This window comes from Enterococcus sp. DIV0294 (genome assembly GCF_050558155.1).
GTDB classification, from domain to species: domain Bacteria; phylum Bacillota; class Bacilli; order Lactobacillales; family Enterococcaceae; genus Enterococcus; species Enterococcus faecalis.
The window spans coordinates 2,081,968-2,096,238 of sequence record NZ_CP187889.1 but is presented as its reverse complement, the minus strand read 5'-3'; the positions used below and the strand labels follow the sequence as shown (position 1 = coordinate 2,096,238).

General features: G+C 37.6%; 11 protein-coding genes and 1 riboswitch. Of the genes, 6 read left to right on the top strand and 5 right to left on the bottom strand.

Annotated features, from left to right (window positions below; genetic code table 11):
* Nucleotides 1-74 precede the first annotated feature (74 nt).
* The 3 genes from IGJ20_RS10180 to manA all read left to right on the top strand — a co-directional run bounded on the left by IGJ20_RS10180 (nucleotide 75) and on the right by manA (nucleotide 3,130).
* Complete coding sequence (locus IGJ20_RS10180) at nucleotides 75-944, top strand: VOC family protein (RefSeq protein ID WP_161970843.1); 870 nt, start codon at nucleotides 75-77, stop codon at nucleotides 942-944.
* 129 nt (nucleotides 945-1,073) lie between these two features.
* Nucleotides 1,074-2,117: a serine hydrolase domain-containing protein gene (locus IGJ20_RS10175; RefSeq protein ID WP_126254650.1), complete on the top strand. Its 1,044-nt coding sequence runs from the start codon at nucleotides 1,074-1,076 to the stop codon at nucleotides 2,115-2,117.
* Between the two features lie 41 nt (nucleotides 2,118-2,158).
* Nucleotides 2,159-3,130, top strand: a complete 972-nt coding sequence (gene manA / locus IGJ20_RS10170) for a mannose-6-phosphate isomerase, class I (RefSeq protein WP_002356580.1) — start codon at nucleotides 2,159-2,161, stop codon at nucleotides 3,128-3,130.
* Between the two features lie 54 nt (nucleotides 3,131-3,184).
* On the opposite strand, the gene IGJ20_RS10165 is transcribed toward manA, so the two are convergent.
* The 5 genes from IGJ20_RS10165 to IGJ20_RS10145 all read right to left on the bottom strand — a co-directional run bounded on the left by IGJ20_RS10165 (nucleotide 3,185) and on the right by IGJ20_RS10145 (nucleotide 8,085).
* Nucleotides 3,185-3,730 carry an ECF transporter S component gene (locus IGJ20_RS10165; protein ID WP_002359620.1) on the bottom strand — a complete coding sequence of 182 codons (546 nt, stop codon included), beginning with the start codon at nucleotides 3,728-3,730 and terminating at the stop codon, nucleotides 3,185-3,187.
* Between the two features lie 2 nt (nucleotides 3,731-3,732).
* Nucleotides 3,733-4,707 carry a nucleoside hydrolase gene (locus IGJ20_RS10160; protein ID WP_002376589.1) on the bottom strand — a complete coding sequence of 325 codons (975 nt, stop codon included), beginning with the start codon at nucleotides 4,705-4,707 and terminating at the stop codon, nucleotides 3,733-3,735.
* Nucleotides 4,708-4,784: 77 nt separating this feature from the next.
* Nucleotides 4,785-4,829, bottom strand: a riboswitch (PreQ1 riboswitch).
* A 114-nt stretch (nucleotides 4,830-4,943) separates the two neighbouring features.
* A complete protein-coding gene (locus IGJ20_RS10155) occupies nucleotides 4,944-5,636 on the bottom strand; it encodes a type 1 glutamine amidotransferase (protein ID WP_002356583.1) in 693 nt (230 codons plus the stop codon).
* Nucleotides 5,626-6,978, bottom strand: a complete 1,353-nt coding sequence (locus tag IGJ20_RS10150; RefSeq protein ID WP_126254649.1) for a Mur ligase family protein — start codon at nucleotides 6,976-6,978, stop codon at nucleotides 5,626-5,628. Before IGJ20_RS10150 ends, IGJ20_RS10155 begins: the two co-directional genes overlap by 11 nt.
* 468 nt (nucleotides 6,979-7,446) lie before the next feature.
* Nucleotides 7,447-8,085 carry a helix-turn-helix transcriptional regulator gene (locus IGJ20_RS10145; protein WP_002381503.1) on the bottom strand — a complete coding sequence of 213 codons (639 nt, stop codon included), beginning with the start codon at nucleotides 8,083-8,085 and terminating at the stop codon, nucleotides 7,447-7,449.
* Between the two features lie 401 nt (nucleotides 8,086-8,486).
* Here IGJ20_RS10145 and ssnA point away from each other — a divergent pair, with 401 nt between their 5' ends.
* The 3 genes from ssnA to hydA are packed head-to-tail and all read left to right on the top strand — an operon-like array spanning nucleotide 8,487 to nucleotide 14,260.
* On the top strand, nucleotides 8,487-9,821 hold the full coding sequence (gene ssnA, locus IGJ20_RS10140; protein WP_126254647.1) for a putative aminohydrolase SsnA: 1,335 nt from the start codon (nucleotides 8,487-8,489) through the stop codon (nucleotides 9,819-9,821).
* A gap of 30 nt (nucleotides 9,822-9,851) precedes the next feature.
* Nucleotides 9,852-12,857, top strand: a complete 3,006-nt coding sequence (gene ygfK / locus IGJ20_RS10135; protein ID WP_126254646.1) for a putative selenate reductase subunit YgfK — start codon at nucleotides 9,852-9,854, stop codon at nucleotides 12,855-12,857.
* A 29-nt stretch (nucleotides 12,858-12,886) separates the two neighbouring features.
* A complete protein-coding gene (gene hydA / locus IGJ20_RS10130) occupies nucleotides 12,887-14,260 on the top strand; it encodes a dihydropyrimidinase (RefSeq protein ID WP_126254645.1) in 1,374 nt (457 codons plus the stop codon).
* The last annotated feature ends 11 nt before the right edge of the window (nucleotides 14,261-14,271 follow it).

The window sequence follows — 14,271 nt, the reverse complement described above, 5'->3', positions numbered from 1 at the left end:
AAAAGTTAGCGAAATTGAAAAATTTCTATTTTCTTTTGAGAAAAACAGGATATTACTTGATGAAATAGCAAGAGATGTATAAAATGGGAGAGAAGAAAATGGAGGTAACAGAAAAAATGACTGAATTTCAATTAGAAAAAGCTGCGACATTAAAAACAATTGCCATTCGTGCGAAAAAAGTTGGCGAAATGGTCGACTTTTATAAAAAAGTAATGGGTTTTGTTTTAAAGTCAGAAGAAAATAACCTGTCTATCTGGGGTACACGTGAAGCAGGAACGCAATTATTAATTTTAGAAGAAACTAGAAAAGCCGAAGATTTTCATAATGAAGAAAAGCAAATGGCTTATTTTTCAATTAAAGTTCCTACGGAAAAAGAATTTTTACAAATTGCTCAACGAGTGCTTGAACAAGACTACCCAATTGATGAAAGTTTCCAAATTGGCACACGTCAAAGCATGTTCATTACTGATCTTGAAGGCAATCAATTTGAGATTTTTCACGATGAAGCAACAGCAAATTCGACTTCTGAAAAGCAACCGATTGTGCTTAAAGATCTTATCAGTGAGGACTTAGAGCCACATCAAGGGTTAGCCGCTGGGTCATATTTAGCGCATGTGCAATTAAAAACAAACAATCAAAAAGAAATAAAAACATATTATGAGGAAGTTCTGGGTTTAAAACACAATGAAAAAGATCAATTTGTTTTAGAAGATGGCAAAGCAACTATTGGATTCCAAAAACCTGAAACAAGTGAAGTGGATCAATTACCTGATCCACACTTAGGTTTAGATTTCTTTACCATTAAGCTCTCTGATCAAGACCATATTTTAGCAATGGAGCAACAATTAACGGCAAAAAATCAAGAGTTCTTTATTGACCAGAAAAAAGCGATTGTCACTGTGTTTGATCCAATTGGCTTGGAATGGTGGTTTGTCTTAAAATAAACGCTCAGACAGACAAAATAAGCTTGTTTTAGCAAGTCTGGAATAAAGTCTGAATAAAAGTTTAACGCTACTTTTGTTCGGGACTTATTCTAGACTTTTCCTTTAATATTAAAAATAGAAGGTGAAAAAATGTACGAAAAAACAAAGTGGAAAATTCAAAAAATGATGAAAAAAGGTGTTTTTTCGGGGGCTAGTTTTTGTTTCATTGAAGGTGAAAAAGAGGAGAGCAATTGTTGGGGACTCGCACAAATAAAACCCACCAAAGAACAATTAACTTCGGCCATGCTGTTTGATGTGGCTTCTTTAACCAAAGTAGTCGGCACCACCACCGTTATTTTACAATTAGTGGAAGAAGGAAAAATTATTCTAGATCAATCATTACAAACCTATTATCCCTCTTTTCAAGATCCTAATATTACAATCCGGCATTTGTTGACACATACGGCAGATTTACAAGGCTATATTCCTAATCGTGATCAGCTGAATGCTCAAGAATTAAAAGACGCCTACAATCATTCATTTCACGCAGGCAAAGCGATAGGTAAAAAAGTTGTTTATACAGATGCAGGGACTATTTTATTAGGCTTTATGTTAGAAGAAATGTTCCAGCAATCAATGATAGAAATTTTATCTGAGCGAGTATTGCTTCCTTTAGGGATGAACGAAAGTACGTTTCTACCAAAGAATCCTTTAAACTGTGTGCCAACAGAATTACATGAACAAAGAGGGTTGATTCGAGGTACAACCCATGATCCTAAGGCATTTGTTTTACGGGAACATGCAGGGAATGCTGGCTTGTTTAGCAATGTCTATGATTTAACAAAATTTGTTCGAATGTATTTAAATCGAGGCAGTTATCACAATCACCAATTCTTGAAAAAAGAGACAATTGATTTGTTACTAGTTAACCAAGTGCCAGCTGCAGATAAACCACGTTCTCTAGGCTGGGATTTTAAATATGATGTAGCTACGCAACAGCCATTATTATTCCATACAGGCTATACAGGCACTTTTTTGCTAATTGATGTGCGACAACAATCAGCGTTTATCTTTTTATCTAATCGAGTCCATCCAGAGGACCACCGGAACACTTATATCGAAGAAAGAGATCAGTTGTTGGCAACCTATTTAAAAGAGAAATCATCAGTTTCAGATGAAATGACTAGTTTTTAGTGATATAATGAGAGCGAATTCAATTTGGGAGGTCACAGTCAATGCAAGAACCATTATTTTTACAACCTGTTTTTCAAGAAAAAATTTGGGGCGGCAATCGTCTACACACGCTATTTGGTTTCGATTTACCGAGCGATAAAATTGGTGAAGATTGGGCAATCAGTGCACATCCACATGGCGTTAGTACTGTTTTAAATGGCGAATTTAAAGGAAAAAAATTAGATGAATTGTGGGCAGACCATCAAGAGTTATTCGGCCATGCAGGTGGCGCTGTCTTTCCATTATTAACGAAAATTTTAGATGCTGAAGATGATTTATCCGTGCAAGTTCATCCTGATGATGCATATGGTCAAAAACATGAAGGCGAGCTAGGCAAAACTGAATGTTGGTACATTATTGATGCAGAACCTGGCGCTGAAATCATTTATGGACATCACGCGAAAACAAAAGAAGAACTTGCAGAAATGATTGAAGAAGGTCGTTGGGACGATCTTTTAAGAAAAGTACCAGTGAAAAAAGGCGATTTTTATTATGTACCAAGCGGCACTATTCATGCCATCGGCTCGGGTATTTTAATTTTAGAAACGCAACAAAGCAGTGATACTACGTATCGGGTTTATGATTATGATCGAACAGATGATCAAGGAAAGACCCGGGAATTGCATATTCAACAATCCATTGATGTGACAACTGTTCCGGCGAAGGATCCTGACCTCTCTATTCAACAAGAAAATCAAGGACAATCAAGCATTGTTACTTATGTAAAAACAGATTTCTTTAATGTCTATGAGTGGCGTGTCAGTGGGATTCTAAAAGTCAAAAAACAAGCACCTTATACATTAGCAACAGTTATTGAAGGTGTGGGTCGATTGATTACAGAAGATGCTGCAAAAGCAGATGTGGCTACTTTTGATTTGAAAAAAGGCGATAGCTTTATCTTTCCAACAGATATTCCGAGCTGGCGTTTTGAAGGTGATCTAACGATTATAGCTTCAGAACCTGGCAGTCGCTAAAAAAAGAGGGGATCATCAACAGATGATTTCCTCTTTTTTTGGCATTAAAACAGTTTATTTTGTTATAAAGGAACGTTTAGGTAAGGCAGCGATAACAGCTGTGACGATGATGACTGATAGCAGACGATCCCCGTAATCTGTTATCAATTGAACCAACAGGACGCTTGCTAACTGATTTAAGCCTAAACCATATAAAAATTGGACAATTATGCTGGAGCCAGCAGAAGTAATTCCACCAAATAAACAAACTGTGATTAAGGAAGAAATCACTGTTCCTGGTATCGTTAACCACAACGTTTTAAATGGTAATTTGGTTACTTTTAACTGCTGATGAAGGAGCAAACCTGCTAAAATTCCTGTGCAGAGTTGGACAGGTGAATAATACAGAGAAAAGATATCCGTTGTCAATCCAGTTAGTAGACTTGTTAAAATACCTGTCAGTGCGCCAAAGAGTGGGCCTAATAACGCACCTGTAAAAATAGTTCCCGCACTATCAAGATAAATTGGTAAACGAAGGAGTAACGCAATGGTACTGCCAAGGTAATTTAAAGCAACACTAAAAGCGATAATTGTAATGATTCGTGGTGTTATTTTTTTCATAGTTATCCCATCCTTAAATTTTTGAAATCTCTTTCGATCTCATCTATTTGTACATTTAAAAGAATGGATAGAAACTTCACGAAAAACTGTTGACTATCAACCGTAGTCAAGACATGACAATTAGCTGGTTGCTGCTGGAAATGATATTGATCGATCATTGATTGCCCCATAGCAATGCCGTCAGGAACAATTTGTCCGTAACTGGAAAAGCCTTGGCAGAGCGTAGGATCAATAAAATAAGCAACCGCTAAGGGATCGTTGATAACACACCCTAAAATACGTTCATATTTCCAATGAAAATCAAAATAAAATTGAGTAATCTCAGCGAGGTAATTCCCCATTTTGGGGTTGAGTCGTTGACAATAATTGAGAATTGTTGGTGTAAAAACAATTTCTCGTGTGACATCTAAGCCGACCATCTCGATTTTTGCACCTAATTCCTCAAAAACCCAAGCTGCTGCATCAGGATCACACCAATAATTAAATTCTGCAACAGGAGAGCAATTGCCGTGGCTTTTAAAGGTACCACCCATTGAGACAAAACGTTGAAGATTTCGCCCCAGAAGAGGTTCTTTTTTTAAAGCCAACGCAATATTTGTTAAAGGACCAAGGGCAATGATTGAGCAATCGGTAGCTTGTTGAAAGGTTTGTGCTAAATAGTCAGCAGCGGAAAGCGCTTGTGCTTGGATTTTGCTAGTTCTGGGGAAATATGTTTCACCTAAACCATCCATGCCATGTGTATCTTGTGCACTAACAAATGGCCGTTTTAAAGGGCTAGCAGCCCCTTGGTAGACAGGAATATCTAAGCGATTAACTTTTTCCAAACATTTAAAAACATTTTCCACGCCAATCTCAACAGGGACATTTCCGCAAACAACTGTAATCGCTTGGACATCTAGCTCTGGTGAAGCAAGTGCATACAAGAGAGCAAGCGTGTCATCAATTCCAGGATCACAATCAATAATTACTTTTTGCATTTTTTCCAATCCTCCTTTTTCGTTAACTGCAAATGATAACTCTTGTTAAAAAAGCTATGACTTGAGTTAGTATTGAGAGATACTTAGTTTTTTATTCTGGGAAGTTTCCGAACCAGTCCGAGAAATTCTCGATTTTAAATGCACCTCTTTATCTTACTATATTTTGTAAAGATGTAAATAGTTGTTGGAGAAATGAAAAAGAATCTAGCCCTATATGTAGGAACTAGATTCTTCTTTTATTTATAAAGCGTTTCAGGAATAGCGATCGGTTCACCATATTTTTTCTCTAAAGCGGTCCGAATTAACCGAATCCCTAGATTTTTGTTGCGTGCTAAGATTGGACCGTGGAAGTAGGAGCCAAACACATTTTTATAGACAACGCCTTCGCCATTATCTTGACCGTTATTGCCTTTGCCTTGTTTGACTGTTCCTAAAGGTCGTTCACCTTCGCCTAAAAAAGTCATGCCATTATGATTTTCAAAACCATAATACGTTTCATCAAATTCTTCATTATAAATTTCGATATCACCAATGAAACGATTGTTGTCTTGGCTCAAAGTGTAATGATCTAACGCACCGATTCCTTTAATTTTTTCGCCTTGTGCGCCGACATAGTAATGTCCTAGAAGTTGATAACCACCACAGATAGCTAACAAGACGCCGTCATTTTCAATATAAGAAGTCAAAGCTTCTTTTTTATTCTGAATGTCTTCTGAGATGATCAGTTGCTCAAAGTCTTGACCGCCACCAACAAAGACTAAATCATATTTTTCGGGATCAAACGGTTCGTAGATACTAATAATTTCTGATCGGAAGGTAACGCCCATTTTTTCGGTTAAATATTTAAGCATCAATAAATTTCCGTTATCTCCGTAAGTATTTAATAAGTTGCCATATAAATGACAAACGACTAATTCTTTAGACACCATTCATTCCCCCTTGAATATACCCTTGGGCTGTTAATGATTTTCTTAATTGCAAAACAGCAGTATAGGTTGCCAAAATATAGACATGATCTGTCGGCAACGTTTTAATTTCTGAAATTACTTGCTCCAAATCAGGAATTTCTAGTAATTTTTCTTCAGGAATACCCGCAACTTTTAAACGCAAGGCCATATCTTCATGGCGATCACCGCCAGCAATTACTTTTGGAATGTCCATATCAGCAAAGGCTTCATGATTACCATCCCAAATCCAACTGACATCAATTCCATCTGCATAATTGGCATTTAATAATGAAACCAGCGAGAAAGAGTAAGGGGCTAAGCCCATCATATCAATGACCTGATTTAAACCAACGGGATTTTTTACTAAAACTAACGTACATTCTTTATCGCCAACTTTAATAGTTTCTTGACGCCCAAAAACTTTTTCATCATAAGCTAAGCCCGCTCGGATTTTATCTGGTGCCACCTGATAATATTCTGCTACCGCTGTGGCCGCTAGCGCATTATAAACATTATACATCCCACCAACAGCAATGCCGTATTCTTCGTCATCAATCACAAAATCAGCAGATGTGTTATCCATCCGGACCATTTCCGTTAACTGCACATCCAATTCAGGGCGTTTGAAGCCACAATTTGGGCAATAGTAATCACCTAAATTAGCATACGTAATCATTTTATAATGAAGAATATGATTACATTTTGGACATAAAACCCCATCTGTATTGTAATGAGCCAATTGCTCTTTCGGTGGTAAATGATTAAATCCATAGTATTTGCGAGGATTTACAGTTTCTTTTGAATTAAAAATTGGCGAATCACCATTGCACAAAATAGTTGCTTCAGGAGCAGCAGCGGCGCCTTCCATAATTAAGCGATACGTCGTATAAATTTCACCATAGCGATCCATTTGGTCGCGGAAAATATTCGTAAAAACAAATAATTTTGGTTGAATATATTTAGTGACACGGCTTAAACTTGCTTCATCAATTTCTAACACCGCAAATTTCTTTTGTCCTTTTTTCGCCTTGGCATTTAAAAAAGTAGAGACAATTCCTTGCTCCATGTTAGCACCCGTTGGATTTGTTAATACCTCATCAAATTCTTGGCGTAAAATGTTAACAGTTAAAGCAGTTGTCAATGTTTTGCCGTTCGTTCCAGTGACTACGACAATTTCATAGTCTTTTGCCAATGTATCTAAAATTTTAGGATCGATTTTTAGGGCTAATTTCCCTGGGTAGCTACTGCCGCCTTTAAAAAATGTTTGTAAAACCCATTGCGAAGTTTTTCCTGCAGCAATTGCTAAATGACTTCGAATCCCCATTTGTTGTCCCCCAATTTCTATATCTTTAATTTTTCGTTATTTTAAATTAAACTCAATCTATCATACCATAACTAAAATAAAAAATTAATTCCTTTTACTTTTTCTTACTATTATTTAAAAAGTCTTTTAGAAAAAGTAGAATAGTGAAGGAAAAAAGAATAGGGCCTGGGACAAAAATCACTTTGGATTTTTGTCCCAGGCTTAAAAAAACTGATAAACGGCGGGAACAGAAGCAACACTCCGCGTTGCTTCGATGATGAACAATACCTACTTGGTCTCCAAAAACTAAAGAACACCGGGTAGGTATCATGCAACATCAACTCGTACCTCGTTGTGTTTTATGATAATTTTCGGAAATTCCTTCTTATTGCTGAGAAACACTATTTGCAAAGCAAATAGATGTTGAACAGTACCTACGTGGTTCTTGGAGTTAAACACTTCTGTCCCGACCTCCATCGATTTCCATTTTTATTTCGCATCAATATAACTGTATAGCGTATATTTAGAAATATTGAAGAAGTTAGAAACTTTGTCTCCAGATTTAGTGACTAAGAAGGCGCCTTTATTGTTTAAAAATTGAATACACTTGATTTTATCGTCCTTCGTCATTAATGGGACCGGCTTGCCAACTAATTTGACTGATTCATGAATTAAATCGTCTAACAACTCATTAACATCCTGAGGAATGTAATCAGGGTCTTTATCTTCTTCAGGTTCTGCAGTGGAAATCAAAGATTTTAAGTTTGACTCTGCAGCGATCAATGTAGTGATGTCGTAGTTAATAGCAAAAATACCATCGAGTTGACCATTCTCATCTTTAAAATACATTGTACTAGATTTTAAAATACGACCATCATGGGTACGGGTTAGATAGTTAATATGATCATTCAACTCACTGGGATCTTTTTTTAAGGCTTCTAAAACTACTTGAGAAGGTCCATCGCCCAGATGACGAGAAGAGACATGACCATTTTCGATGGAAACAATAGAATTGTTAATATTGTCTTCATTGATTTGGTGGATAACGACTTCGCAGTTTTCCCCAAATTGACCAGCTAAACCTTTAGCAATTTGTGTTAAAAAAGTAAGTTTTTCGTCGGATAACATAAATAAGCTCCTTTCTAATGTGCCTGGCACAAACAGTTTTTATAAGATTGTGTCAAATTTAACATAATATTTTTAAAGGGAATAGGCAGGGCTAAATCCTTTAATGTCGCGTACTACCTGTTCTGAAAAATAATGATAGCATGATAAAAATAATAATACAAGATAACGGCTGTTAAAATTCTAAAAAATATTTTTTAGGTAGCATTGTTTTTTTTTAGGTAAGGTGATATACTTTAATCAAGTTAATGAGTTCGTTAGTAAAAAATGCAAGCGCTTCAAATGCTTTTCCTAGGGATATAGATTAGCCAAGCTAGTCAAGCTATATTCGTGAATGATTGAGCGATAGATTTGTAAGCGTTTGCCACTTGTGGGGAATAGGTTGAAAAATAGGAGGAGAATACATGTTATTAATTGGAAATGGGCGTTTAATCACTCGGGATGCGCAGAATCATTTTTTTGAAAATGGGTGTGTAGCGATTGATGGTCAAGTTGTGAAACAGGTCGGAACGACAGAAGATTTAAAACAAGCTTATCCAGAAGCGACATTTATTGATGCTAAAGGTGGAGTGATTATGCCAGGCTTTATTAACATGCACAATCATATTTATAGTACCTTTGCACGTGGGTTAAGTTTAACGAATTATCATCCTAAAAATTTCATGGATATTTTGGTAGATCAATGGTGGCGAATTGATCGTGCCTTGACATTAGAAGACACTTATCAAAGTGGTAAGGTTGCTTATTTAGATAGTATTCGCAACGGTGTTACAACTGTCTTTGATCATCATGCTAGTTACGGAGAAATTACAGGGAGTTTAACCCAATTATCTAATGCAGCGGACGAGTTAGGGATTCGAACCTGCCTTTGTTATGAAGTTTCTGATCGCGATGGTGAGCAGAAAATGCGGGAAGCAGTTCAAGAAAATGCCGCCTTTATTAAAGCCAGTTCCTTAAGAAATGATGATATGCAAAAAGCGATGATGGGTATGCATGCAGCATTTACTTTATCAGATGCTTCTTTAGAATTATGTGCAGCCAATACGCCAGATGGGATTGGTTATCATATTCATATTGCAGAGGATTTAGCCGATGTTCATGATTCTTTGAAAAAATATGGGAAGCCGATTGTGAACCGATTATTTGATTTAGGAATTTTAGGAAAACAGACAATGGCAGGCCATTGCATCCATATTGGACCTCATGAGATGGAATTACTAAGAGATACAGACACAATGGTGGTCACGAATCCAGAGTCGAATATGGGGAATGCGGTCGGCTGCCCGCCTGCGATGCGCATGTTTAATGAGTATGGTATTTTGATGGGGCTTGGCACAGATGGTTATACGAATGATGTGACGGAATCTTATAAGGTAGGAAATGTTATCCACAAACATCATTTAGCTGATCCAAATGCGGGTTGGGCAGAAATTCCCACAATGCTGTTTGATAATAATCCGCAAATGGCTAATCGCTATTTTAAAACAAAGCTAGGCGTTTTAGAACCTGATGCAGCAGCAGACGTCATTATTGTTGATTATCATGGCCCGACACCAATGACAAAAGAGAATTATAACATGCACATTTTATTCGGCATGAATGGTGGGATGGTCACTGACACGGTGATTAATGGAGAAATTCGGATGCGTAATCGTGAAGTTCAAGGAATTGATGAAGAGAAAGTTTGGCATGATGCGCAAACGCAAGCACAATCTTTCTGGAAACGAGTAAATCAATAGCTTTCATTATAAATAAAAGGAGTGACGTTAATGAGTGATATTATGCATCCCATCTCAATTGAGGCTTTATTAAATTGGATTTTTAGTGAGTATCAACAAGATGGCACAATTTTTGGCATTCGTAAATTTTATCATGCGGATCCTACAAAAACGATTTCGTTATTTGGAGAAAAAATGGAAACCCCTTGTGGTCCAGCAGCAGGTCCTCATACACAATTAGCACAAAATATTATTGCGGCCTATTTAACAGGTTCTCGTTTTTTTGAAGTTAAGACAGTCCAGATACTGGATGGAGAAGATTTACCAGTGAGTAAACCATGTATCGCAGCAGCGGATGAATGTTACAACGTTGAGTGGTCCACAGAACTGCGTGTTCCCCAAGCTTATGATGAATACGTCAAAGCATGGTTTGTTTTGAAGTTACTTAGTAAAGAGTTCGAGCTAGGTGACCCGAATGGTTTCATTTTTAATATGAGTGTTGGCTATGATTTGGCAGGGATTCAATCACCAAAAATTGATCGTTATATTAACGAAATGCAGAACGCAGAAGGAACGCCGATTTGGGCGGAATGCCAAGCAGCTGCCAAAAAATATCTATCTTCTTTTAAAAAAGTAGATGACTTATATATCGAAGCAATTAGTCCTAAAGTCTGTCATTCTATTACGCTGTCGACTTTACACGGCTGTCCATCAGATGAAATTGAACGAATTGCGGCCTATTTATTAAGTGAAAAAGGGCTCCATTCCTTTATTAAATGTAATCCAACCATGTTAGGTTATGAATATGCGCGTCAAACGATGGATGAGCTAGGGTTTGATTATATGGTTTTTGACGATCACCATTTTAAAGAAGATTTACAATTTGAAGAAGCAGTACCGATGTTACAACGTCTGCAATTATTAGCCAATAGTAAAAATCTAAGCTTCGGAGTTAAAATTACGAACACTTTCCCGGTAACGATTGCAGCAAATGAATTACCTGGTGATGAAATGTACATGTCAGGACGTTCGCTATTTCCTCTTAGTATTTCATTGGCACAAAAATTATCAGAAGCATTTGATGGGAAACTACAAATTTCTTATTCTGGCGGTGCAGATATTTTCAATAGTAAAGAAATATTTGATGCTGGTATTTGGCCAATCACTATGGCAACGACGCTGTTGAAACCTGGTGGCTATCAACGAATGAATCAAGTTGCTAATGTATTAAGCGCAGCAGAATATCCTCAGATGGTTCATGTCAACTTGGATAAATTAGCTCAAGTTGTTGAGAAAGCTAAAACACAAGCACGTTACCAAAAATCAATTAAATTACCAGAAAGTACCAAACTAAGAAAAACAGTTCCATTAACAGATTGTTATATTGCTCCTTGTCGAAGTGACGGTGGTTGTCCAATCAATCAGGATATTCCTGCTTACCTTCGTTATGTCAGTGAAGGCAATTATTTAAAGGCCTTGCAAGTAATTGTCGATAAAAATCCATTGCCTTTTATTACTGGAACCATTTGTGCACATCCTTGTATGACTAAATGTACACGTCAATTTTATGAAGAATCTATTCATATTCGGGAAGTGAAGTTAGAAGCAGCTAAACATGCTTATGATGAATTATTGACGACACTAGAAAAGCCACAGCCAAAAGAAAATGCACCTAAAACAGCTGTTGTGGGTGGAGGCCCTGCAGGGATCTCTGCTGGGTATTTATTAGCACGTGAAGGCATGCCTGTTACTGTGTTTGAAAAATCCGAGACAATTGGGGGCGTTTGTAGCCAGATTGTACCAGAATTTCGAATTTCTATGGAATCTGTTCAAAAAGACGTTCAGTTAGCGGAATTTATGGGAGCCGAATTCCGTACAGGACAAGAGGCGCCATCATTGGCGGAATTGAAAAACCAAGGCTATACGAATGTTATTTATGCCATTGGTGCATGGAAACACGGGGTCCTTCGTTTAGAATCTGGACGAGCATTGAACTCGTTAGAATTTTTAAAAGCAAATCGAGAAAATCCAACGATTAATCCTTACGGAGAACAGATTGTCGTCGTTGGTGGCGGAAATACAGCCATGGACTGTGCTCGTGCAGCCACAACATTACCTGGTGTTAAAAAAGTCTCAGTGGTTTATCGTCGGAATAAACGCAATATGCCAGCAGATGAAGAAGAACTTTATTTAGCCTTAGAAGATGGTGTTGACTTTTTAGAATTACTTTCGCCAATTAAACATGAAAATCAACAATTAACTTGTGAAAAAATGGTCCTAGGTGAACGAGATGCTTCTGGACGCCGTCGTCCAATTGGTACAGGAGAAATGATTGATATTTCTGCTGATACAGTGATTGCCGCTGTTGGTGAAAAAGTAGATACAGAGTTTTACCAAGCATTAGGCATTCACACGGACAACTATGGGAAAGTCGTTTCAAATCAAGAAACATTGGAAACAAATATACCAGGCGTCTATGTCATTGGTGACGCTAATTTAGGACCAGCCACAATTGTTGAAGCAATCGCTGATGCAACCAAAGCGGCCAATAATATTTGTCTTGTCCACAATCATCACTATGAAAAAGATAATTTAAATAGTGATGTCGCATTTGTTAGAAACAAACGGGGTATCCTTGTGACAGACGAGATGTCTTGTAGTCAAGCTAGTCGTTGCTTAGAATGCTCCACAATTTGTGAATCTTGTATGGATGTCTGTCCAAACCGAGCAAATATTGTTGTGTATGTCGAAGGAAAACCACAAATTGTCCATGTTGATCGGATGTGTAACGAATGTGGTAACTGTGAAACATTTTGCCCTTATGCAAGTGCCCCTTACAAAGACAAATTTACCTTATTTAACAGTGAAGCTGATTTTTATGACAGTACTAATTCAGGTTTCTATGTTCAAAATCCTGTGGATAAAATTTGTTTACTGCGTCTATGGGGAACGGTGTCAACAATTCAATTAACAGATCAAGGATTAGATGTACCAGAAGATTTAATTGCATTAATGGTAACTATGATTGAAGAATATGCTTATTGTATGCAAGCATAAAAGGAAATTTACGACTGGGGGATAAATAAATGTCTATTCTGCTCAAAGGTGGAACCGTCGTATCTGCATATAATCGTCGTCAATTGGATATTCGAATTGACGGCGAGCAAATTGTAGAGATGGGGGCAAATTTACCAGTAGAAAATTCTCAGATTGAGGATGTTACGGGGTGTTATGTATTACCAGGCTTTATTGATGCGCATACGCATCTGGAATTAAATAATGGCAAAGGTTCGTTAAGTACGGCGGATAACTTTACCACTGGAAGCCAAGCGGCGGTGGCCAAAGGTACGACTACGGTTATTGATATGGCTACACCTAATAAAGGCGGCTCATTGAAAGACTGTTTAGCTACTTGGAATCAATTGGCTGAAGGCAAGAGTTCATGTGATTATACTTACCATATGTCCATGATTGAATGGAAACCAACGATAGCTGCTGAAATTCAGGAAATGATTGCTGCAGGTATTACTTCCTTCAAAATGTATATGGCTTATGATAATTTGCGGACCACAGATGCGGAAATTTTTGAAGCGATGAAGGAAATAAAAAAAGTTAATGGAATGTTAGGTGTTCATTGTGAAAATGGTGATTTAGTAGATGAATTAATCCAATCATATGTTTCTCAAGGAAAGCTAACCCCGCACTATCATCCGTTATCAAGACCGGCGGCTGTTGAAGCAGAAGCGGTAGCAAGATATTTGATGATAGCGGAAATGGCTGATTTGTCGGTTAACATTGTGCATTTAAGCACAAAACGATCATTAGAAGCGGTGGAACGGGCTCGTCAAAGAGGACAATCAGTTTATGTAGAAACTTGCCCTCAATATCTTTTACTAGATGATCACTTGTACGATGCGCCTAATTTTGAAGCAGCAAAATATGTCTGCTCACCGCCACTACGCAAACGAGAGGATCAACAGGCTTTGTGGCAAGGGATTAAAGAGGGGGCAATCAATACAATATCGACAGATCACTGTAGTTTTAATTTTCACGGACAAAAAACAGTTGGCGAAGATGATTTTAGTAAAATTCCCAATGGGATGCCAGGTGTTGAAACGAGACCAGAATTAATTTACACGGAAGGTGTGGCGAAGGGCCGAATCACCTTGGAAAAAATGGTTGCTCTGCTTTCTGAAAATATTGCTAAACAATTCTCGATGTATCCACAAAAAGGTGTGGTGCAAGAAGGCAGTGATGCCGATTTAGTTGTTTGGGATCCCAGAACAACCGGCGTGATTGCTGCGAGAACGCAGTTACAAAATGTCGACTATACGCCGTATGAAGGATTTGAAACACAAGGACAGGCTCGAATGGTTTATTTAAGAGGTCAAAAAGTTGCTGAAGCTGGGCAAGTCATCTTGGCAAATCAAGGTAAATTTGTTTTTCGTAAAGCAACTTAAAAATAGAAGGA